Annotated in this window: 24 protein-coding genes and 1 pseudogene; 24 read left to right on the forward strand and 1 reads right to left on the reverse strand. The window is 37.9% G+C overall.

Going from position 1 to position 23,269, the window contains the following annotated elements; all coding sequences use genetic code 11:
- Positions 1-604: 604 nt before the first annotated feature.
- From BLW54_RS07260 to BLW54_RS07310, 11 genes are all read left to right on the forward strand, one after another.
- Positions 605-1,573, forward strand: coding sequence for a sugar-binding transcriptional regulator (locus BLW54_RS07260; RefSeq protein ID WP_074733715.1), 969 nt, complete (start codon positions 605-607; stop codon positions 1,571-1,573).
- Complete coding sequence (locus tag BLW54_RS07265; protein WP_074733718.1) at positions 1,570-2,019, forward strand: transcriptional regulator GutM; 450 nt, start codon at positions 1,570-1,572, stop codon at positions 2,017-2,019. The genes BLW54_RS07260 and BLW54_RS07265 overlap by 4 nt, the downstream gene beginning before the upstream one ends.
- The gene (gene srlA, locus BLW54_RS07270; RefSeq protein WP_074733721.1) at positions 2,019-2,603 is read left to right on the forward strand and encodes a PTS glucitol/sorbitol transporter subunit IIC; all 585 of its coding nucleotides are present in this window, start codon (positions 2,019-2,021) and stop codon (positions 2,601-2,603) included. Before BLW54_RS07265 ends, srlA begins: the two co-directional genes overlap by 1 nt.
- On the forward strand, positions 2,576-3,607 hold the full coding sequence (gene srlE / locus BLW54_RS07275) for a PTS glucitol/sorbitol transporter subunit IIB (protein WP_074733723.1): 1,032 nt from the start codon (positions 2,576-2,578) through the stop codon (positions 3,605-3,607). Before srlA ends, srlE begins: the two co-directional genes overlap by 28 nt.
- Positions 3,608-3,627: 20 nt before the next feature.
- Positions 3,628-3,990, forward strand: a complete 363-nt coding sequence (locus BLW54_RS07280) for a PTS glucitol/sorbitol transporter subunit IIA (protein ID WP_074733725.1) — start codon at positions 3,628-3,630, stop codon at positions 3,988-3,990.
- Positions 3,991-4,007: 17 nt separating this feature from the next.
- Entirely contained in the window at positions 4,008-4,784 is a 777-nt protein-coding gene (gene srlD / locus BLW54_RS07285; protein ID WP_074733727.1) for a sorbitol-6-phosphate dehydrogenase, read from the forward strand.
- 1,060 nt (positions 4,785-5,844) lie between these two features.
- Positions 5,845-6,168, forward strand: a complete 324-nt coding sequence (locus tag BLW54_RS07290; RefSeq protein WP_074733730.1) for a hypothetical protein — start codon at positions 5,845-5,847, stop codon at positions 6,166-6,168.
- Positions 6,169-6,471: 303 nt separating this feature from the next.
- Complete coding sequence (locus BLW54_RS07295; protein WP_035510687.1) at positions 6,472-6,813, forward strand: hypothetical protein; 342 nt, start codon at positions 6,472-6,474, stop codon at positions 6,811-6,813.
- A 735-nt stretch (positions 6,814-7,548) separates the two neighbouring features.
- A complete protein-coding gene (locus BLW54_RS07300) occupies positions 7,549-7,803 on the forward strand; it encodes a hypothetical protein (protein WP_074733733.1) in 255 nt (84 codons plus the stop codon).
- A gap of 205 nt (positions 7,804-8,008) precedes the next feature.
- Positions 8,009-8,266 (forward strand): hypothetical protein, encoded by a 258-nt coding sequence (locus BLW54_RS07305; RefSeq protein ID WP_074733735.1) that lies wholly within the window; start codon positions 8,009-8,011, stop codon positions 8,264-8,266.
- A gap of 414 nt (positions 8,267-8,680) precedes the next feature.
- Positions 8,681-9,241 (forward strand): Rossmann-fold NAD(P)-binding domain-containing protein, encoded by a 561-nt coding sequence (locus BLW54_RS07310; protein WP_074733737.1) that lies wholly within the window; start codon positions 8,681-8,683, stop codon positions 9,239-9,241.
- A 539-nt stretch (positions 9,242-9,780) separates the two neighbouring features.
- Here BLW54_RS07310 and BLW54_RS07315 read toward each other — a convergent pair.
- Positions 9,781-10,848: an NAD(P)H-dependent flavin oxidoreductase gene (locus BLW54_RS07315; protein ID WP_074733740.1), complete on the reverse strand. Its 1,068-nt coding sequence runs from the start codon at positions 10,846-10,848 to the stop codon at positions 9,781-9,783.
- A 145-nt stretch (positions 10,849-10,993) separates the two neighbouring features.
- Between BLW54_RS07315 and BLW54_RS07320 the strand changes: the two genes are divergently transcribed.
- The 13 genes and pseudogenes from BLW54_RS07320 (at position 10,994) to BLW54_RS07370 (ending at position 23,249) form a co-directional block, all read left to right on the forward strand.
- Complete coding sequence (locus BLW54_RS07320) at positions 10,994-11,884, forward strand: LysR family transcriptional regulator (RefSeq protein ID WP_074733742.1); 891 nt, start codon at positions 10,994-10,996, stop codon at positions 11,882-11,884.
- A 350-nt stretch (positions 11,885-12,234) separates the two neighbouring features.
- Positions 12,235-13,182, forward strand: a complete 948-nt coding sequence (locus BLW54_RS07325) for a U32 family peptidase (RefSeq protein WP_181949654.1) — start codon at positions 12,235-12,237, stop codon at positions 13,180-13,182.
- Between the two features lie 98 nt (positions 13,183-13,280).
- Positions 13,281-14,039, forward strand: a complete 759-nt coding sequence (locus tag BLW54_RS07330) for an IclR family transcriptional regulator (RefSeq protein ID WP_074733744.1) — start codon at positions 13,281-13,283, stop codon at positions 14,037-14,039.
- 336 nt (positions 14,040-14,375) lie between these two features.
- Complete coding sequence (locus BLW54_RS07335) at positions 14,376-16,562, forward strand: dihydroxy-acid dehydratase domain-containing protein (protein WP_074733746.1); 2,187 nt, start codon at positions 14,376-14,378, stop codon at positions 16,560-16,562.
- Between the two features lie 210 nt (positions 16,563-16,772).
- Complete coding sequence (locus tag BLW54_RS07340) at positions 16,773-18,149, forward strand: GntP family permease (RefSeq protein ID WP_074733748.1); 1,377 nt, start codon at positions 16,773-16,775, stop codon at positions 18,147-18,149.
- A 610-nt stretch (positions 18,150-18,759) separates the two neighbouring features.
- Complete coding sequence (locus tag BLW54_RS20660; protein WP_155996967.1) at positions 18,760-18,936, forward strand: hypothetical protein; 177 nt, start codon at positions 18,760-18,762, stop codon at positions 18,934-18,936.
- A 353-nt stretch (positions 18,937-19,289) separates the two neighbouring features.
- Positions 19,290-19,604: pseudogene (locus BLW54_RS07345) on the forward strand (DJ-1/PfpI family protein); the annotation flags it as partial.
- Between the two features lie 948 nt (positions 19,605-20,552).
- On the forward strand, positions 20,553-20,684 hold the full coding sequence (locus BLW54_RS21140; protein WP_279626538.1) for a hypothetical protein: 132 nt from the start codon (positions 20,553-20,555) through the stop codon (positions 20,682-20,684).
- Entirely contained in the window at positions 20,665-21,264 is a 600-nt protein-coding gene (locus BLW54_RS07350; RefSeq protein ID WP_074733750.1) for a class I SAM-dependent methyltransferase, read from the forward strand. The genes BLW54_RS21140 and BLW54_RS07350 overlap by 20 nt, the downstream gene beginning before the upstream one ends.
- A gap of 529 nt (positions 21,265-21,793) precedes the next feature.
- Positions 21,794-22,147, forward strand: coding sequence for a DUF1048 domain-containing protein (locus BLW54_RS07355; protein WP_035507552.1), 354 nt, complete (start codon positions 21,794-21,796; stop codon positions 22,145-22,147).
- The gene (locus tag BLW54_RS07360; RefSeq protein ID WP_074733752.1) at positions 22,144-22,476 is read left to right on the forward strand and encodes a DUF1048 domain-containing protein; all 333 of its coding nucleotides are present in this window, start codon (positions 22,144-22,146) and stop codon (positions 22,474-22,476) included. The genes BLW54_RS07355 and BLW54_RS07360 overlap by 4 nt, the downstream gene beginning before the upstream one ends.
- A gap of 94 nt (positions 22,477-22,570) precedes the next feature.
- The gene (locus BLW54_RS07365) at positions 22,571-22,906 is read left to right on the forward strand and encodes a PadR family transcriptional regulator (RefSeq protein WP_035505812.1); all 336 of its coding nucleotides are present in this window, start codon (positions 22,571-22,573) and stop codon (positions 22,904-22,906) included.
- A 4-nt stretch (positions 22,907-22,910) separates the two neighbouring features.
- Positions 22,911-23,249 (forward strand): DUF1048 domain-containing protein, encoded by a 339-nt coding sequence (locus BLW54_RS07370; protein ID WP_035505810.1) that lies wholly within the window; start codon positions 22,911-22,913, stop codon positions 23,247-23,249.
- The last annotated feature ends 20 nt before the right edge of the window (positions 23,250-23,269 follow it).

A 23,269-nucleotide genomic window follows, 5' to 3' on the forward strand; every position in this document is an offset into this window, starting at 1 on the left:
AGCGAACCTTTAAAGTTTCAAAAATAGACGCATGGTATAGGGGGGGAACTGCCAATGATTTCACTTTATATGCAAAATTACAAATCCTTTATACTATAGGGTTTTGGTGTCTTCAAAGAATGACGAGTTGCATAATTTATTTCTTGCCAACGATTAGACCTTCAACATATTTACTGATCACTTCGCATATTTGTTCATAATCCACTGATTGGTGTTTTGCTCATTTTAACTATATAAAAAATGCCAGTTATTTCTGGCATTAATCGTAGGGAAAATTATCATGGGTGGTTGACCATAAACCTAAACCTATGAATTGGCGAGATTTTTTTAAAATATTGAATATTGAAAGTCTGTCGAAAGCTTAGTGAACTTTTGACAGGCTTTTTAGTTTAGTACTTAAAAATTATTTTTGCTTCAAGAATTACCTTTAAGATAATGGACTCTTTACTGGAGAATTTGCACAATCGTGCAAATTATGCACAAAATTTTTAATGTTCTTATATTTTATTGACTGCGCTTACATAAATCCTTTATTATGACATTAACTTATTGAGCACATATGATTAAGTTTTTGCACAAATGTGCTAAGGGAGGAGAGTGAGGAATGGATTGGGGTGACCAGCGTCGATTAATAAAGGTGTCGAAAATGTATTATGAAGACAATATGACTCAAAATGAAATTGCTAAGAAAACAGGCATTTATCGCACCACAATTACCCGTTTGCTTCAAAAGGCAAGAGATGAAGGAATTGTTCAAATTACAATTAAAGGAGACTACAGAGAACAAGTCAATCTAGAACAGCAATTACAAGATAAGTTTGGAATGAAAGAGGTAATCGTTGTTCCTGCAGAAGAAACGGAAACGAAAGATGAACGACAACAAAAATTAGGGGAATCGGCCGTTCACTTAATTGACAGCATTATGAAAGACGATGATGTCGTTGGCTTTGCGTGGGGCAGTACTCTTGGAAAAATGGTGGATGCCTTAGGAGGCTCGAAAAATAGAGACGTAGAGTTCGTTCCATTAGTCGGAGGACCAGGAAAGATGCCTGTAGAACACCACGTGAATACAATTGTCTACTCTTATGCCAAAGCCTATAGAGGACATGCCAATTTTATCGATGCAGCAGCTATTGTTCCTTCCCCTCAGAGTAAAAAAGAAATCGTAGAATCAAAATATTTTCAAGACATAATTAACTTGTGGGAGAATTTGACGATTGCCGTTGTGGGCGTTGGTACACCAGTGAGCTCTTCCAACCTTGTGTTTTCTGGGTTCTTTGGGGAAAGCGATCTCAATTATTTGAATGACCAAGGTGCTATTGGTGATATATGTTCAAGGTTTTATGACATTAATGGAGAACAAATTGTGGGAGAGATTGATGATCGGACGATTGCCATTACGCTAGAAAAACTAAAAAGCCTTTCCTATTCCATAGGTGTGGCGGAGTCTATAGAGAAAACAGAATCAATTGTCGGGGCGCTAAGAGGAGGATATCTCTCTCATCTCGTAACCAATGACATAACAGCTAAATCAATTTTGGAATTTTCTGAAGGGAATGAAAAAGAGAATTGATTTTCACATTACTCGGTCTAGTAGCGATCATGTTTATCCTTCAAAGCATTCTGGGTTACGGACAGCTAATGGACTTTAATAAAAACTATAATGAAATGCGATCTCAACATAAAGTTTCCATTGGACGAAGTAAAGGATTAGTGACTACGGGTGTCGTTTTGTTGATGAGAATTGATCAGAATGCACGAATTTTAGAAACAAGGAAAATGCAAGGGACTACTATTTTTGCTCGATTTAAGAGCTTTGAAAAACTGAATGGGAAACTTCTCCTGGAAATCGATGATAAAACATTAGATGAAGTAGATCGATTTACAAAAAAAGCGATTAGGGATGCTCAGCATACATACAGAATTGTCCAAGCTGGTGGAGAACCTCCGAAGCAAGCTAGTCCTTTTGAAAGACTATTAAATCTATTTAAGAAGAAAGGTGAGGTGAGTCGTTTATAATGGATTTCCTAATTAACGCTGCAGAAGGTTTTATTGGGTTATTTGAACGAGGCGGAGAAACGTTTATGGGGTTTGTTACCGATATTATTCCCCTCCTTATTATGCTGCTAGTAGCAATGAACGCAGTAGTAGCTATGGTGGGACAAGAAAGAATTGAGAGACTGGCCATGAAGTCTTCGGGGAACATTTTTACAAGGTATTTAGTGCTTCCCCTTTTAGGAACATTTTTCTTGTTAAATCCTATGACCTTATCTCTTGGAAGATTCCTTCCTGAGAAATTTAAACCTGGATATTATGCATCAGCAAGTTATTCCACCCATTCTATGAATGGGCTCTTTCCCCATGTAAACCCAGCTGAATTATTTGTCTTTTTGGGGGTGGCTGCCGGTATTGAACAATTAGGTTTCTCTACCGCGGAGTTAGCCTTACGTTACTTTTTAGTTGGTCTGCTTATGAATATGATTCGAGGATGGGTGACCGACATCTGTGTCACTTTTGTGGAGAAGCAGCAAAAGACAAAATTAAAAACCACTCTCTCTGAATCTATGAAATGCCCATGTCTAATACTCTATATAAAGCAGTAAAAGTCAATAAAGGATCAGGAGGATTTGGAGGTCCTTTGGAAATCACACCTACGGAAACGAAAAATAAGATTGTCAATATCACCGGTGGACCGATTTCATCAACTGCTGAACGTATAGCTGAGTTAACAGGAGCTGAACTGGTGAATGGATTTAAAACTTCTGTCCCGGAAGAGGAAATAGCTTGTGTCATTATTGATTGTGGCGGAACGCTAAGAGCTGGATTATATCCAAAAAAACGGATCCCGACTATAAATGTGATGCCTACTGGGCAAAGTGGTCCGATGGCGAAGTATATCAAAGAAGATATTTATGTATCTGGTGTCACACCAAGCAACATTGAATCCATCGATCGTTCTGAAGGTGTGAGCGAATTAGAAGAGATGAAACCAAGCACAGATACACTGGAAGAAGAAGTCGCCGTACAAAAACCTACTGGAAAGTATGATTCAAGTAAAAAGGTTAGTGAACAGTCGTCTAACGGCATCATGACTAAAGTGGGCGTCATGATGGGAAATGTGATTAGCGTCTTATATCAAGCAGGAAGGGATGCGATCGACACCGTTCTCAAAACCATTTTACCTTTTATGGCCTTTGTATCGATGCTAATCGGTCTTATTTTGGAGACCGGAATCGGGGATGTGTTTGCTAATCTATTAGCTCCATTGTCAGGAAATATTTGGGGTCTATTGCTCCTATCGGCTATTGTTTCCTTTCCATTGCTTTCCCCGTTTCTGGGACCAGGAGCTGTCATAGCGCAAGTCATCGGTACGTTAATTGGTGTGGAAATTGGAAGAGGAAATGTTCCACCTCAGTTCGCTCTTCCAGCTGTATTTGCCATTAATTCTCAAGCAGCTGCAGATTTTGTCCCTGTCGGATTAGGTTTAGCAGAAGCAGAACCGGAAACCGTCGAAGTCGGGGTGCCGGCAGTATTGTATGGACGCTTCTTAACAGGGGCACCTACGGTATTTGTAGCATGGTTAGCTAGCTTTGGCATGTATGAATAAACGAATAAGGAGAGAGAAGTATGAAGCAAATCTATTATACAGAAGTTACCGAATTAGGAGAAATGGTTACGGAGTTTTATGAAGAAAAGATGATTATTCTTTTTAAACAAGGAGCGCCTGCCGAACTTGAAGAGTTTTGTGTATCTCATCAGATTAATCAATTAAAGGAAGACATTCAAGCGAATGATACGTTAAAAGTGAATGACCATGCTTACAAAATTACTGGCGTTGGAAGTGCCGTTAACAAAAACTTAGCCTCATTAGGTCATATTACTCTAAAGTTTGATGGCAGCCAAGAACCGGAACTACCTGGAACATTGTCTCTAGAAGATATGGAAGTACCCGAAATTCATCATGGTGATGTATTAGAAATCATTAGATAAAAAAGGAGGAATATTAAATGGAAAATAAAGTAGCGATTGTAGCGGGCGGAGGCCAGAATTTAGGAGAACACCTTTGCTATCGTTTATCAAAAGAAGGTTATCAAGTGGTGGTTACAGATATTAATGAGGAAACAGCTTCTAAGGTTGCTAGTAACATCAAAAATGAATTAAATGGAGAAGCAATAGCTGTCCAAATTGATGTAGCAGACGAAGTAAGTGTCGAGAACATGGTTAGCACGGTAAAAGAGACTTATGGGAAAATCGATTTATTAGTCTTTAATGCAGGGGTTGCTAAAAGTACAAAAATCACCAACTTTGAGCTCAAAGACTGGGCCGCTATGATGAATGTGAATTTAACAGGATATTTCTTATGTGCTAGAGAAGTAGCGAAAGTGATGATTGAACAAGGGAGAGGGAATATTATACAGATCAATTCTAAGTCTGGAAAAGTAGGTAGTAAGCATAATGCGGGGTATTCATCTTCTAAGTTTGGAGGAGTGGGCTTAACCCAAAGTCTCGCCTTAGATTTAGCGGAGCATGGGGTACGAGTGAACAGTATCATGCCTGGGAATTTATTGAAATCTCCAATGTTCCAAAGCTTGATTCCCTCGTATGCTAAAAAATTGGGTATAGCTGAAGACGAAGTTGAGCAGGTTTATGTGGATAAAGTACCGATGAAACGGGGATGCACTTATGAAGATGTCGCCAATGCTGTTGTGTTCTATTCTTCTGATCAAGCTTCCTACATGACAGGGCAATCAATTAATGTTACTGGTGGGCAAGTAATGCATTAAGATTCCCCTTCTTTCAATTAATAAAAAAATGGTACATTGCAATCGAACCTATTCAAACAACCTTCTGAGATGTTAATCAAGTTCTTTAATTTTTGGCTGCATTTTGACTGGAATCGTTTACTAAATATACAGGCCTCTCAAGAGTACATAAACTTTTGAGAGGCTTTTCTTTTATTGTAAGAGGCGATTGGGGTTTACGATCTACATGCATGAATCAAACATAAAAAGAAGTTTTCTGGAATTCGGATTCCACTGGAAATTCTTCTAATAAGAGCTTTTATTAGTATCATTCGAGGGGCAAATCTGGAACTAAAAGGTTTATCGCGTTTAAACCTATAAGAATAAAGGGTGTATTGGCCATTTCAAAAAATACCTTGGAATCAAGTCTTAAGCCATCGGGGGGCGATTGTTTAAGGTAAAGGGGGAAGAGACGTTATGAATTTAATGGATATACTGATTGGAGTCGGTATTGTTTTCTTTATTTTATTTACAATAGCTGTATCCTCAGCTTTCCGAAAATAAGCCTAGAGAGATGTAATCGATGGGAAGTAAAATATTAGGTTCACAATAATGTAAACTTAGTAGAGTAAGGTATCTTTATCTTGAATTTGAACCTCTAGCTAACGGGGGGGCGTTTGCGATATAAGCATTCGCTAAATACATAGTTAAGAACCGGGTAGATTTACAAAGGGGAGCACTTCAGCAAGGAGGGGCGAGTTGAAAGCTTTAACAAGATCAATATTAGCTTTTCTAGTGTCTGGATTGCCTTTGGATTTATTTTCAATGACTTTGATGAGGGCAGGCATACTCATATTTACTATTAATTAGTGCGTTAGTTAAAGGTAAAATGGGAGATATCTCGAATTTAAGTATTTAAGAAACGGAGGCTTTTCTTTAGATAGATAAATTGTCCTCTATACCAATAATTGTTGAGAGTTATCCCGGAAAGTTGTTTATTGAAAGGTAGTGTAGGGTTAGTTGTACAGGAATTTGAGAAACTAAAAAAGTGAAATCCTGCAAGCAATACAAAATACAGGCGCTGTTTTAGGGAGGGAATGGTATGCAATGGGAGACATTGGCTGATTGGATCTGGGCAATATATTACTTATTTTTTATTACGACTTTAGGTACTGCAGTATTTAGTATTGTAAAAAAGGATAATAAAATTTGGTCCATTGTTGTCGTTTTATTTACTATTACAGTTCCGATAGTTACTCTGATAAATAGTATTGGAAGTTCAAGAGGATTGAATGAATTTGAATATTTAGTTAGTCAATTACAACATGGTGCTTTTTGGTCTATTTTCGTAATAATTGGCTATTTCTTTTTATTAGGATGGTGGGGGTTATTCCTGTTCAAAATTAGGCTAATAAATAATTCTTAATAAAGTAAAAGTGTAGAGTGAAGGGAACGTCAATGCAAATGTCTCGGAATGGGTCTTCCAAAAAAAGTAGATTGGGGAAATGAAAACTTTATACCGGTGTTTTAACCACATTAATGAATTGGGGGCTTATCTGCAGTAAAGATAAGCCTCTTTATTTTGAAAAAGATTGAGTCCCTTTGTTAGTTTTGAAATAATTGGTACTGGTGAAGTCTCATTAAAAGAAAGCGAGAAAGATATCCTTTTTAAGAAGAGGGACTATCAAACAGTAGACTTTTAACTGACTGAGCAAGGGGGGATTATTAAATGGTCAAAAGCAAGATGTTCTTCATTAGTGCAACTTTACCTATTATTTTGATGGGTTGTTCCCTGAAAGAAGGGACTTTTATTCAAGGGGACATAACAGGAATTAACAAAGAAAGTGGAGAGATGGAAATCGAAATTGAAGCATGGACAACAGTTGGCAATGCAGGATCTTCTACAGAGTTATATGAATTTGAAAAGAAGCCAAATGCAAAAACTATACGAGTTTCCAATCCAAAAAAATATGAGGAAGGGCAAAAAGTAGAGGTGAAGGTTATTAAAAATTATGAGGAAGATGTCTGGGATATAAATCGATTAAAGTTTGAAGTAGAAAAGGTAAATTAGAATATTTGATAAATATGGGAATCAGGTTTTAGGGGAGATGTTTTTGAAAAACTTTATGGATTTATTATCAAGTTTTTCCTTTGTAATTGGCTGGTTTATAGCAGTAGTTGCTACATGTTATCTCATTCCTTCCATATTACTTGGAGGTATATTTTTATTAATTTCATTTATGGCTGTCTTATTCGGAGTCTTCCTTATTTGGCTATCTAAACAAATTTAGCTACTAACTGGATTTAAAGAGGGTTGTTTACAGATCCTGCTGAAGTTGGCAGTTAAGAACGTGTAGTTATTTAATAATAGATTATCTTGAAACCAAGTCTTCCATAAACGGGGGCTTTTGCCAAATTAGGGATGAATATTTAAAAGAGGTGTGTGCATGGATTACATGGCATTTTCTTATTTGGATTTTTAGGATGCTTTCTCATAGGTTCTATATTAAATTTTTTGCTTAATATGAGAAGGAGGAAAGACTGGGTCATTACTTTATTATTAAGCGTTGTATTAGGTATGCTTTTCTTGCCTTTTATGGCAAATTAAATGGTTTACAAAAGAATTTAATATCTATAACCACTGAAAGTGACCACTTTGTTAAACACCATTGAGCAAGCTTTAAGTTATGTGGAAAAATGGAATCATAGAATCAAATCCTAGTGGAAAGGGACTATTGTGAAAAACCCGTAAAGTAATAGCGTTATTGGATCCTTATGCCACCGTAAACCATAAAGGAGGTAACTGATGAGTAAAAATAAAATTATTATTAGTTTAATAGCTATCTCACTTTTAGGTAATGTGTGGCTTTTCTATAAATGGCAACAACAAAAATCAATTATAGAAGAAAAACACACGGAATTTTTAGGTAATACAGTAAAATTGAAAGCATTTAGAGTTGAAGATCCGTCTGTATATTCACCCCAAAGGCTTGTGATGCTCGATAGATTAACTGAAGTTACCTCAGGTGTCTATTATGCTAATCAATTATATGAAGTGTAAAGAGGTTAAGAACTAAAAAATAGTCCCTTAACAACTCCCTAAATTGTGTTTTGCAATACATTAAAAGTCAAGGAAAGTAACGAGAAACAAAAATTGTCCGATATTCAACAAGTGAAATCCTAACATGAGAGTGGGTTTAGGTACTTAGGGATGGAGAGTTTACCTATTAATTCGATTTCAAGTTTTCATCTAAAAGGAGCATTTCTTGAAGAAAAAAGTGGCCATTATGGAAAAAAGACTACAAACGTTACGTTACATTGATATAGTGATTCTTTTAGTAGGAGCTATTTACTTATTATTGGTGGGTGTTACTGAGAAAAACCTTTCCATTAAAATCCTTATGACTATTTGTTTATCAAACACCTTAATTCGAGGAATCGAAGCGCAGTGGAACGGTAGAAAAATCGCTAGTTTTTTCATTTATGGTTTCAGTCTATTTTTAATATTTGTGTTAATTATATAAAGAAAATTCAGTTACCAATATTAAGTAAAAGTATCTATAAATTTAAAAAGCTCAACAGTCCATTGTATTGAATAATGAATTTAGTTTATCTAGAAATCAAGTCTTATATAGAAACGCGGGCTTCTCCCTAGTATCTCTTTCTTCTAAGTTCTAAACCAACTTTCTCCAGGACTTCTTGTGAAGAAATGTTATTATTTATTATCTTAGCAAAGGTTTTGGTGAAACCTTCCTTACTCAATATCCAACATGGTATGTAAAGCTCTACATGGAAGAAGGTGTGCCTGATTATAAGGTACACCTTTTTTGTATCATCGTGATCTTCTTCTTCTCCATCTAAAGGAGTGGATCATTTCAAACCTTGACCCGATGAATGAATACGAATCCATTTGTATTCTATAAACAAGGAGGTTGCATATGAAAAGAAAACACGCGCTGGTAATTGGCGGTACGGGGGTGTTAACCGATGTTTCGCTTTGGCTTGCGGACAATGGATATGTCGTGTCTGTCATTGGAAGGAACAAAAGCAAACACGAAAACATGAGAGCGAAATCACAATACCCAGGGTTAATCAACAGTTTAATGGTAGATTATAGAGATCATGCATTACTTGAAAATCTAGTAACAAATGCCATCGATTCGTATGGTCCGATCACACTCGTCATCAGCTGGACTCCCTCCCTTGGCTCATTGGAGTTGATCAATAGGATCGTTTGTGAGAAAAGCCAAAGTTGGAAGCTGTTTCAGGTAATGGGAAGCAGAAGATATTTTGAAGAAAATAAGTTAGAGGTCCCGTATGGGTGTCATCACAGAAGGATTTATCTAGGTTTTATCAGGGAGGGCAATCAATCAAGGTGGTTGATGAATAACGAAATAGCCGGTGGCGTCATTAAGAGTGTAGAGGAAGATCATTCAGAGTCTATCATCGGAGTCTCCATCCATATGAAAAACGTCCAAATTATTAGGGGGATTAGATGAAACTGTTTCCAAACATTAATCTTTGCGTGAAATTTTAATTAACCAGACGAACTAAAATATAGAATCGCCTTAAACCTTTGATTTAATTGGCCAACGCCTAGCAAAAGTAGACCCAGTAATATTATAGCAGCAAAAATCAGTGAGCTACTATGATTATTTGAATGGACTTTTAAGATCTCTGCAATAATGGGCTCATAAGGCTGTTAAATACCCAATCGTTTTGTTACTTTCTTGAAAGGACATACTTTTCCCTTTGGAAACAATCAACGTTACAATTCCCATAAATGTTCCACTGAACAAGAGGGAACCAAAAAATACCCACAGCACTATGCGTCAGAACTGGCAAAATGCCCCCCGATGATCTGGGCGGCGAATGCACCATACTAGGTTTTGATATGATCGAATTTATTAGCGATGATAGCTAATATAAAGCAGGAGGGAATGACAGCTAGTCGCAAACCTCCCAATTCCCATTACAATTATTAACGAAGCTATTCCTGCTTTAAGGGCTTATAGGCTCATGCATTCACCTCTGTTCCCTAACGATTCTTCAAAAGAACATCGACTTGAGAAACGATGTCTCTAATCATCTCACCAGCGGGTTGTCTTTTGCTTAATCGCACACTTTGGCCACTCCAAATATGAACCCATTCCGGTCGATTTTGCTTTGCTGCTTCATTACGAATCTCTTTGGTTAGTATGTTTTGCACCGGATAACCCGGTAGATTTTGTTCATATGGAGCCATCCTCGTGATAAATTCATTTTGAATACCTCTTGCCGGTTTACCACTAAATGCCTGGGTAATAACTGTTTGTTCTTCGATACTGTCCAATATCTTCTCTATATGTAATTTTTTCGCTCCACTTTCCATACTGGTGAGAAAAGCGGTTCCCATTTGGACGGCTTCGGCTCCCAGTGTGAGAGCTGCTAAAACGCCTCTTTCGTCCATAATTCCACCTGCGGCTATGACAGGAATGTCGACATGATCGGCGGCTTGTGGAACAAGTGACATTGTTCCAATCATGGATTTATCATATGATCCCGAAAAGGTTCCACGATGTCCGCCGGCCTCACTGCCCTGCATCACAACCATGTCCAATCCGTTTTCTTCATTAATTATAGCTTCCTTGACTGTTGTTGCTGTCCCCATAACCACAATATTTTCCTGCTTTAACTGGTGAACCCGTTGTTTGGAAGGGACGCCAAAGGTAAAACTGCAAACAGGCACACGTTCTTCTAAAATAATTTCTATTTGCTTATCAAAAAGATTGGTCGTTGGCTTAGTAACTTCCGGTTCCTTTAATTTTAATTCTTCGCGAAAAGGACGTAATAATTCATTTGCTTTTTCAATTTCCTTTTCGGCCACCTCCGGCATTTCCGGAATGAAAATATTTACTCCGAAGGGCTGATTCGTTAATTCTTTGATTTTTCGAATGGCTTTCGTCATCTGTTCTGGGCTCATATAACCTGCGCCTAGAGTACCAAGCCCTCCAGCATTGGAAACGGCAGCTATTAATCCCGGTGTTGTAATCCCCCCGGCCATTCCTGCCTGTATGATTGGATATTGAATGCCAAGTTTCTTAGTAAACCTGTTTTCGTGCCACATGTCATCATTCCTCCTAAGGGTTGTGAATGAAAGGTTTCCAAAATGCGTTACTATGATTATAATTGGATTTAATTAACACGTAAAATGATGTTTTTTGTTAGTTACCATCAAAAATATTGATATCTAATCTGAAGGGGTTTTAGAGATGAATCTGGAAGATCTTCGTGTTTTTACGGAAGTTGCAAAGGAAGCCAATATTACGAAAGCGGCTGTAAGACTGAACTTTGTCCAATCTAATGTGACCGCAAAAATTAAGCGACTTGAAAAAATTTATAATACCAAGCTATTTTATCGTCATAAACATGGTGTGGACTTGACCTCTTCTGGAAAAGTTCTTTTAAATTATGCTGAACAAGTGCTCCAATTGATGGGGGATGCTGAAAAAACGCTAAAGAACTCCAGTGTACCTCAAGGGACATTATCCATTGGTTCAATGGAAACAACAACAGCTACACGATTACCAGGTATTTTATCGACCTATCATGAACAGTACCCGCAGGTGGAGTTGTCTCTTCAAACCGGAACCACAGAGGAACTTATAAAAGCAGCTTTAAATCGTAAGATTGAAGGTGCTTTTGTAGCAGGGGAAGTTAATCATCCGGAACTGGAAAAGATTAATGTTTTCGAAGAGGAGTTGGTTTTGGTTACAAAGGAATCTGTCCTTTCTAGTACCAGTTTTGAACAACTGAAAAATCAAACCTTCATTGTGTTCAAATCTGGTTGTTTTTATAGAGATACATTTGAAAAATGGTTGGGGTCTAAAGGAATTCGAACACCTAAGGTGATGGAATTGAACACCTTAGATGGTGTGATAGGATGTGTTAAAGCTGGACTGGGCATTTCACTTTTACCTAGGTCAGTAGTTGACAATCTTAACCAAAGTAAAAATATAAAACCGTTTACATTGCCACAAGAATATGGGGTCATTCCCACAAGCTTTATCAACCATAAAGATATCGTAAAAACACAGGCTTTTAGTAAATTTGTTTTCCATATAGAGTCGACCGTTTCTTTGAGATCCTCTTTAAATGCGTGAATATTATAATTAAATCAACCCTGGATTTTCAATAAAAAGCCCGTGAAAATAATATCGGATTGCCTTTCTTCTGCTTTCTTGTAATACAATAGTGATTACTTAAGTCCTCGTTTTCAACCATATCCCTTGATATCAAGTCTTCCCGATTATAATCTTTTTCTGCTAACTTAACGGAACCCTCAAGAAGGTTGTCTGTATTTTAGAAAAAATCAGAAAATTATTGACTCTCCAACTACCTTCGTGTAATATTCTATATGAATATTATAGAACTTAGTTTTATAATGTAGAACAATGGCGGGAATGTGGAAAATAATTGTATTAAAACTCAATTTTATTAAGGAGTGATTGGAATGGAGAAAACACGGCAAATCATTGAAAAACTCGGATTTCCGGGAAGTGATTTTAATGAAATCCCAACTTCAACAAAAACCTTCCCAGATGGAGCTCAATATCGAATAGAAATACCTAGTGTGGAAGGTGTTAAATCCTTTGAAACCGTGCTTGATGCGGCAGAAGATTATGATGTACCAATTCATCGAGTGTCTCAGGGAAGTGGAATTATGCTTCTAACAGACAGTGAACTAAAGGATATGGTAGGAATCGGTGCAAGTGAAAATATGGAAGTAAGTTTATTTGTGGGTCCACGCGGGACATGGGATCTTTCAGCCATGCCCTGGTCGAGTGGAGGAAAAGTGTTAGGCCAGCGTGTCGAAGGGATCGATCAGCTTGTCTACTCTATTGAAGATATTAAACGAGGATGTGAGGCAGGATTAAGGAGTATTCTTGTTAGTGATGAGGGACTGTTGTGGTTAGTAAATGAATATAAAAAGTTAGGGGAACTTCCGAGTGACTTGATAGTAAAGGTTTCTGTACAAATGGGACAGTCCAACCCTGTATCCATCCGATTAATTGAAAGTATAGGAGCTGGTACCTTTAATGTTCCTACTGATTTAACACTTCCTCGGCTTGCTGCCATTCGGCAGGCAGTAGACATACCTTTGGATATTTACGTAGAAGTTCCTGATGAACTAGGTGGATTTATTCGTCACTTTGATATTCCTGAAATTATCAGGGTAGCAGCACCGGTATATATTAAATTCGGTTTAAGAAATGCTCCCAATATTTATCCTTCTGGTACCCACTTGGAAGATAAGTCGATGGCTTTATCCAAAGAACGTGTCCGCCGTGCCAGAATAGGACTAGAGATGATTCAACGATATGCCCCCCATTTGAAAATGTCGGAAAAAGGTGCTGAAGGGCTTGCTGTTCCAGTAAAAGGTAATGTTTCTCTTTCCTAAAAAGGCTGGCTTTCTATTATAATCTTGATCAAATAATCCCCCTTATATCGTTAGGATGTGATAGTATAATTCCATAACTATCTGTAAGGATGATGTAAATGCCAATCATACAATCGGTTGAACGAGCGCTGAAAATATTAGACTTATTTAATGTACAGGAACCAGAGTTGAGAATCACTGAAATTAGTGAACGTATGCACCTTAATAAAAGCACGGTTCATTCTTTACTCCGAACTCTACAAGAGTATGGGTATATAGAAAGGAATACGGAAAACGGAAAATACAAGCTAGGTCTAAAGTTATTTGAAAGAGGAAACTTTGTTACTTATAACCTGGATACTCGCACCATTGCAAGGAAGTATTTATTGGATTTGTCTTTGAAAACGGGACACACCCTCCATCTAGTGATTTTAGAGGGAAAAGAAGCTGTCTACATTGATAAAGTAGAAGGTAAATCAGGTAATGTGGAGGGTTCTCGTATTGGCCGGAGGGCTACCCTTCATAGCAGTGGGGTTGGGAAGGTGCTTTTTGCCTTTAGAACAGAAGAAGAAATGAATCAAATATTAGATGGATATATATTTGAGAAACGTACGACTAATACTTTGACGAACAAAGAGGATTTTTTAGAGGAAATAGCTAAAATCAAAAAACAGGGATATGCAATTGATAAAGAGGAAAATGAACCGGGAATATCATGTATTGCCTTCCCGATTTACAGTTACACAAATAAGGTCATTGCTGCTTTTAGTATTTCCATGCCTACTCCGCAGTTAAATGATGAACAGCTTAACCGTATCATTCCTATAATGGAACAGACAGCCGAACAGATTTCTAAGGAGATGGGATACAGGTCATAAAGCTTATAAACTAAAAGTCGTTTAAAAAGACTTTTCATGAACATGTAACAGAACTAAGTTCTATAATATAAAACTAATGTGGATTGCAGGTAATGTTTTGGTACTTTATGGTTTTTATATTTCCAATAGCAATCAAGTTTTATCGTAGTTGATTCTGTCATTTTCAATGGTACCATTCTGCTAACTGGGGCGGTAAATCGATAGATTTAATTGTTCCAGATATGTCTCTTTAGCATGGTACTCTCCTGGAAAAACGGATTAAATTTTTATGTGTGCATAGCTTTTGAGGAGTCATGTCTTTTTCTTAAAGGACTAAACATATTGGAGGCTGATTCTATGAGAAGAACGAATACAGAGCCTAAGGTAAAAGTTGATAATCCTATTAACCCTTATCGACATAATGTTCAAGGAAAGGCGAATGAGCCGATTACCGTTGCTGGTTTATTGGATAATGCCAAGAGTAAATTAGGCGACCAAAACATACAGGCCGATTGGACATTAGGTGAGATTTATAATCGGTTGGAAAAGAATGCCCCAAGAATTGCTATCATAGGAGGTTCTTCCGATCATCCGGCTCATATTCTGGATATGCAAACCGTATCGAAAGCTGCGATTAAGATATGGCAGGAAGGCGGGGTCCCATTCTACTTTAGTACACCAGTATTGTGTGATGGTACAGCACAAAATAATATGGGGATGTCTTACTCGCTGCAAAGTCGAAATGCCATTGCACAGGTTGTCGTGAACCAAATGGAGGCACATAGTTATCATGGAGCGTTTGTCATCCAAGGGTGTGACAAGCAACCATTGGGTGTTTTAAGTGGTTTAGCTTTATTAGACCGGACCCGTCGTCTCCGGGGGGAAGCACCGGTATTTGCCTCCTTTGCACCCTCTCACGTCTTACAAGGGGGAGAAATACCACCAGCATTACAAGAAAACCTGCGTTCGGTCGCAGATAAAGCCGTACAAAAAGGGTATCAGAGTATAGCTGATGACCTTCATGATGCACTTGATTATATACTCCAATGCAGCTCAAACACACAGTTCCAAGGTGTCTTGCTTCGCGCTGTTGAGTGTGAGGTTATTACCAGTGAAGAACAAAAAGAATTTGAAAAACAATTGGCCATTAATACTTGTGATGGCGCCGGAGGGATTTGTGCTTTTCATGGAACTGGAAATAGTTCTCGTGATATTATGGCAGGCTTCGGCCTTGTCCATCCCCACTTGGAGTTATTGATAGAACCTCCAACTACAGACCAATTAAACCCAGCCATCGAATCCCTATTTTCAATCGTTAACCGTCCAGAATGCAGTGTATCAGAATTAGTCCGTGCAAATATCAAAAATGCCATTCGCATACATAGCTCCGGGGGCGGGTCTTCTAATTTAATGATGCATATTGTCGGGGCTATGATCTATGCCGGTTATGACTTTTCCTTATGGGATGTAGAGCAAATCCATAAAGAATATCCAATCCCGGATTTGTTTGATTATAGTTTAACAGAAGGCCGGGATATATACGCTTTGGCTCAGCAGACATGTGCAGGAATGATTAGAGGAATGGAGACATTATTTTATGAGCTGCTGGAAAATGATGTACCTATGGATATTGAAGCGCAGACCGTTGTTGGGCAAACGTGGCAGGAAAGGCTTAGTGATACAACCGGGTTAAGCGCTGATGGTGTGACAGATAATCCAATTATTCTTAGCACTCCTCGTCGTAATTTTAGTGGTGTTGATGTGTTGCGTGGCAACTTTTTTGAAAGCGCTGTTGTGAAGATAAGCGGGATGTCAACCTCTCAGCTCGACCACTTTGATAAGAAGGTTTCTTTTGTGCTTTATTTTGAAAACGAAATAAAAGCAAACGAACAACTTTTAAATGCCGACCTCCTGGATGAACTAAAGGATAATAAGTGTTTTGAACAAGAACAGCTTTGTCAAATGTGGGCTCATAATAGCCCGAATACGTATTGGAAAGCTTCCTCATTATCCTATAATGAGTTATTCGATCGAATGGTTCAAGAAGAAATCTTGAGACTGGCTATTATTGTAGCCGGCCAGGGACCTGAAGCCTTTGGCATGCCTGAGATGTTTACACCAATGCAGCACATTAATGCGAATCGACAATTAAAACGCTTAGCTACATTAATTAGTGATGGGCGATACTCTGGCGTATCATATGGGGCAGCTATCGGTCATATGACACCAGAGGCCTACAAAGATGGTGATCTGCTTTACCTGCAAGAAGGCGATTTATTATATTTAGGTTTCCGTAAAAAACAAATTGATTTACTAGATCAAGAGGCGTTTATCAAAGGAGAAATTGTTCCATATCAAGGTCAACTGCAAAAAGAGAGGGAAAGACTTGGTCAACAACGAAAAGCTGCGATGAAAAAGCGACAAAAGACTATTGCGCCATCCAATCGCTTAGTAGGCTGTACGGATGCTGCAGAAGGTGTTGTTCCGATAGAAGTGAAGATGGATGCGGATGTTCCCTATCAAGCAGTGGTGATGAAACAATAACACACTTACTCATAATTCCAGGATAAACGATACAGCTCTTATATAAGGTTTAAGAGAGGAAATCTAATAGGGAAAGCTTCATTTATGATAGATGAATGCTTTCCTTTTCTATAATTAGAGGATTAATGAAGAGAAAAATTTTTTACTAAGTACCGCCTAGAAGGATCAGAAAATGAATATCCAATCGTTTTCGTATAAGGAGGAATTTCTATGGCATCTTCTTCATGGTTGGTGATCGTTGCCGTTTTGGGGGTCGCTGTGCTGTTATTTCTCGTAATGAAGACAAAATTACAAGCCTTCATTGCGCTTATAGTAGTTAGTTTTCTTGTCGGCCTTGCAGTGGGAATGTCACCCGAAGATATTATAGCTACATTTGAAAAAGGAATGGGAGGAACACTTGCCTTTATTGCAATCATCATTGGATTAGGAGCTATGTTTGGAGAGATATTAAATGTTTCTGGTGGTGCTGAACGCTTGGCGTTAACTATGCTGGATAAGTTTGGTGAGAAACGAAGCCCGTGGGCACTTGGACTGGCTGGTATCATTATATCGATCCCCGTGTTTCTTGATGTGGCGCTCGTTATTTTAATCCCAATTTTGTATAGTTTACAAAGAAAAACAAACAAATCATTACTGTATTATGGTATTCCTTTGCTAGCTGGTCTGGTTGTTGCACATGGAATGGTTCCTCCAACACCAGGGCCAATTGCTGCCGCGTCTATTATAGGTGCTGATTTAGGCTGGGTAATCTTATTTGGCGTCTTAGCTGGGATTCCAGCCATGATTTTGGCAGGACCGTTTTTTGGGAGTTATATCTCAAAGAAAATTTATATTGGTGTTCCCGAAGCGATGAGGGAACAAGCGGCAAGTCTTGCTGATCTTCAAGAAAGCGAGCAACCCCCATTTAAGAAAGAATTACCTAGCTTCATTAATGTAATTTCTATCATTCTACTTCCATTGGTTTTAATCTTATCCAATACATTAGCTGACCTTTTACTAGCGGAAGAGAACACGCTTCGAAATATACTAGTATTTATCGGTCATCCATTCGTCGCTCTGACTATTACTACATTATTGACCCTCTATATTTTTGGTATTAGAAAGGGATACTCTAAACATGATATTCAGAAGATTACTACAAAAGCATTAGAACCTGCGGGGATTATTATTCTAGTTACGGGGGCAGGCGGGGTGTTTGGTGAAATGCTCATCGCCTCTGGTATCGGAGATATCCTGGCAAATGCGATGGAGAAAACGGATATTCCAATCGTTATATTTGCCTTTATCACAGCAGCTTTAATAAGGATTGCTCAAGGTTCCGTAACAGTCTCCATGGTTACAGCCTCTAGTATGGTTGCTCCATTGACTGCTACCTACGACTTAAGTGAACCAATGATGGCAATCCTTGTCATAACCGTTGCCTCCGGTGCGACCATCGCTTCCCACGTCAATGACTCTGGCTTCTGGATGGTTAGCCGGTATTTTGGCATGAATGAGAGCCAGACACTTAAGTCATGGACGGTTATGTCAACCATTGTTGCATTCGTCGGTTTCGCCGTATGTTTAGCTTTTAGTCTTTTTGTTTAAAATCAAATTCTTTTGAACAGGCCGGGCATCTTCCCTTTTAGTATACTTTAACATAAGAAGGTTAGCCATTATTCGGCTAACCTTCATTCGTGTAACTAGATTTATAGGATTAAAACTCACCATCCCCATTTCTTGTAGATATTCTTAGGAGCAACATTATGCTCGAACACCAGGCTTTTCTTGAGGGGGAGGAATATTGAAAAAAGCCTGCAAATGTTACAATACATTGATAGAGTGATTATGCAGCAGGGGATATTTCCCTTTTATTAGTAGGATTCGCTGGTGTGACTTTTTCCAGCAAACTTCTTATAACCATCGTTTTCTTAAGTATCTTATTGAGAGGTATCGAAGCGCAGTGGAGCGGTCGGAAAATGGCTAGTTCAATTATTTATGGTATAAATTTGGTATTTTTAATTCTGATATTCATATAAAGACACTTCCTTAACCAATCCATTAGGGGAATTTTACATTGAATTTGTGGAGGAAATTGTTAATAGAATAAAATAAATATATGGGGCACATTAATAATCTCCATTTTAAGTGTTCAGTATTAAGGGCAATTGTTCTTTATACATATTTTTGTAAGGATACGGTATTTTAGGAGGATTGTATGTCTGAAGAGCGTGAAAAAGAAATACTAGACGAACTAAAGACAATGAATGAAAAACTAAATAAGTTAAATGAGCCCAGGCCATTGACTACGCCTCTTTTACTGGGAATTGGTATGTTAGGCTTTTTACTATTGGCACCTTTTTTAGTCGATATTTTCGTTCTTTTAGTTCATTAAATAGTTAACCATCCTATATAATGTAAATATCCATAACACTCCTAGGAATTTATTTTAATAGAGGAATTAAATGAGTTAATAAAAATATAAAAAGACTTTCTTTTAATATTTTTTGCGGTGGCTTATCCAATCAAAACTCCTTTTCTAGGTGAATACTAAATGGGCGTTATAGGGCATGTAGCTGAAGACCAATGTAATGGTCTTCAGCTTTTATTTATGTAATCGGTGGCTTATCTTTAACCAGAAACCTTTTTCACTCGAAATAAAAGATTGAGTTATCAGCACCAATTTGAAATAATTGGCAGGGAAGGATTGGTTTAGTTACTAATCATGGAGGAGGGAGGACATACGTGATGAAAAATGTTTTAGTTTTTATTACAGATGGTTTTGCTGATTGGGAAGCAGGCTATGTCACTGCAGAATTAAATAAACCAGGATCGGGTTATAAGGTTAAAACCATTGCGATTGATAGCAATACAAAAACTTCAATGGGTGGGTTAAAGGTTATACCCGATTATAGCTTACAAAGCTTCTTATTTAAGTTGACATTTGAGATGTTGATCATACCTGGTGGAACTGGATGGAAAGAAGAAAAAAATCAACAGGTAAAGAAACTTGTTGATGTCTGTTTTGAAAAGGGCATTCCTGTAGCAGCCATATGTGACAGTTAGCTAATACATACTGTAAATCAAAGGTTTAAGAGAAATTGCTAATATAGAAAGGATTGGCAAGTATGAGAGCCAGAGGAGGGGAAACTTATCCGCATAATAGGTGGGAATGCTGGCTTAGCTATATTAACTATTGTTTCTATTGTCCTGATGTTAGAACAAAATTTTATTGGGATCGCTCTATTTTTGGTCCTTTGGTTTGTCTCTGACTACATAAAATGGTTGCAAAATAAGGCAAACATGGAGAAAGAACAAATAAGAAAAGGCTTAATAAGTTATTCTATTACAGGTTTTGTTTGTTTCCTTGTCTATATTATATAAGAGAATGGAATGAAAGAATAAGGAGGGAATAACGATAATAACGAAATATAACATAGTTTTAAGGACGTCATTAATTTTACAAATCATCTGGTTTTTAATGTTTTTTACTAATATTCTTGGGGTTATTGGTTCAAAAAGTATGTTCGTTCAAGATATAGTATGGGTTGGCATACCGGGAATAGGGGTGGCTGTCTCCATTTATTGTCTAATAAAAAAACAGTGGAATCGTTTGGTATTTTCTACGCTTATCTTGTCTATGACCATCTATCTCTTGTGGTTTCTAATTGATGGTATAAGCCAGATGTAAAGGTTTAGTTTTTGAACCAAATTTTTCGATATGGTGGCATAATTGGTCACTATTTTCAAAAAGCTAATAAAGGGGTGGTATTGAATGAATAAGTTAAGAATCATGTCTTTTGCTGTTTTCTTACTGTCTATCCTACTTTTAGTTAGTTTGTTGGGGTATACCATCATACCAAAGGGTGTAACGATTATTTCTATATTTGTACTAGCCGTTCTATTATCCATATATGGAACTAAGCACAAAAAAGAAAAAACATAATGAAAGGAAGATGAAGGAGTTCTGATGGTTGATGGGTGGACTTCCTTTGAACCAAAAAGGAGCCCATGGGATGGGATCGTGAAGTAGGGAAGCAGGATATTTCCCTTAAGGTTTCGAACATTGATAAAATGGTATCCATCTTAAAAGCTTTCGTTATTATTAGACTGGGGGACGAATATGAAGAAGAACGTTTTTGAACAGATGGCAAAAAAATATGATACACAAGAAAGAATCGAATTAGCCAATATAATAGTTAATGAAGTAAGAGAAGAATTACGAAATAGTAAATCAAAATCTTTACTAGACTATGGAAGTGGGACGGGTCTAGTTAGTTTAGAAGTTACAGATTTAGTAGATTCTGTTTTGTTAGTTGATTCTTCAGAACAGATGTTGGATGTTGCGCAAGCTAAGTTTTCTCGCCAGGGGATTACTAATGCAAAAGTGCTCTGTACTGATTTTACTAAAGAAACTCCTGAACTTAATACAGACATCGTTTTAATGTCACTCGTTCTTCTTCATATTCCTGATACGAAAATAATCTTAAAAGCCTTGTTCAACCTATTGAATAAGGGGGGTAAGCTTATTATTGTTGATTTTGATAAGAACGGGAAAATAAATCATCCAAACGTTCACAACGGTTTTTCACATGATGAACTGAAAAAAAGATTATCTGAAGTCGGGTTCAAATCTAATGAAGTTAAGACATTCTATCATGGAAATCGTATTTTTATGAATCAAGATGCTTCCATGTTTATTTCCAGTAGTGTAAAGGAGTAATGGTCATAGCAAACATTAACCCGGGCTTCACACAATCTCATCTTTTAGAAGTTTTGTATAACATAACTACACGGTTCACTAACTCAGAGTTTTAATTGAATAGGAAACATTAAGAGAGTCAGCATTGAACGCTGGCTCTTCCTCCGTAAGCGTAAAATAATCCCTTACCTTTTCATAGGTGGGGTTATTTTACGCTTACTTTTATTTAAGTATAAATCTTAATAAACGAGCGATATTCCTTTGAGGTACTCACATGTTTTCACCTTGACATGGATGCTATTTCGTAATACTATGTACTGGTAATCGGTATTACTTAATACTGGTGACGTAAAAGGGAAAGAAACTTACGGTGATGAAATCACGCAAAACCTACAAGAACTTTTCTTCAATGTTGTGACCGAAGAAACCGTTGATACGATTATCATGCGGCTAGAGAAATACAATCCGGTGGAGAGAAGAGCATCTGGAAATGCGAAAAGAGAAGCTGTCTCAAGGAAACGAATCAAATAAAAAAAGAAAGGAGACCACAATGAACTTTTTTGAAAAAATAACAGGCAGGGATATGACTAAAGAAATGAAAGCTTTTGAAGAACGAGTGAAAGTCTTGCCCGCTGAATATCAAACGGCTTGGAAAGAAATGAATAATCATCTCTGGATTCACGGAGATTTCACAGGTCGTAACCTGATGCCGATTCTTGACAGCGCTCTTGAACTGCTTGAAGTTACATCAGCAGACGGCCAGAGCGTCGAAGAAGTACTAGGAGATGATATCAAAGGCTTCTGCGCAGCGCTTGTTGGTGACGAAGGTGCAAAAACTTATCGAGATAAATGGCGTGACCAGCTTAACAAGAATGTAGCAAGAAAATTAGGAGGACTGAAATGAGTATCCAAAAAATCATCGAAGGCAAAAAAGAATGGAGAGCCCATGTTTTGCGTGTCAAAGCACTTCCTAAAGATTACCAAATGGTTTATAAAGAGATCCAAAAATATCTCTTCAAAATCGGGCCTGTTGAATTATACGAAGGTACCGGACTGTTATCGGAAATCCTTAGCTTCTTTGAAGAAGGCGCGGCTTCTGGGAAGGATGTGCTTGAAGTCACAGGAAGAGATGTTGCTGAATTCTGCGATGAGCTGATTGGAGATTCAAAAACGTTTGCTGATTTCTATCAGGAATCGGTCACTCAAAAAGTCGATAGGGATATGAAACAATAGAAGGAACGTTATCGTGACGGCAAAGGTAGGAATGAATAGCGGTAACACAAACAAACGTGATACAAATACAGCCTAAACACAAATGGAGGTAAACATGGGAAATTTCAGAGAAATGATGAAAGGGGTGCTTGAGGGGTGTGTACTTGAGATCATCAGCCGCGGCGAAACTTACGGCTATGAAATCACTCAACAGCTGCGAGAACTTGGCTTCACTGATGTGGTGGAAGGGACAGTTTATACGATTACCATGCGGCTTGAGAAAAACAATCTTGTTGATATCGAGAAAAAGCCATCCACTATGGGACCGCCGAGAAAGTTTTATACACTCAACGACGCAGGTCGAGAGCACCTTAATATCTTTTGGCAAAAGTGGGAATTTGTTTCAAGTAAAATAAACGAGTTAAAAAACGAACATGAGAAGGAGAAATAATCATATGGGTATTTTTGAAAAAATGATCGGGAGTCTGGATGACAAGCGGGAATGGAAGGCCATGGAGGCACGTGCGAAGGCACTTCCAAGTGAGTATCACAACGCTTATAAAGCGATTCAAAAGTATATGTGGACCACTGGTGGTCCCTCCGATTGGAAGGCCATGAGCCGTATCTTTGGCGGTATTCTCGACCTCTTCGAAGAAGGAGCTGCGGAAGGGAAGAAAGTAACGGACCTCACGGGTGAGGACGTAGCCGATTTCTGTGATGAGCTGTTGAAGGATGAGAAAACCTGGAAAGATAAGTACCGCACCAAGTTGAACGATTCGATTGGTCGTGACTAATCTGCGAAATCCCAGGGGTT

Origin of the sequence: Halobacillus karajensis, assembly GCF_900108515.1 — a bacterium.
In the GTDB taxonomy this organism is placed as follows: Bacteria; Bacillota; Bacilli; order Bacillales; family Halobacillaceae; genus Halobacillus; species Halobacillus karajensis.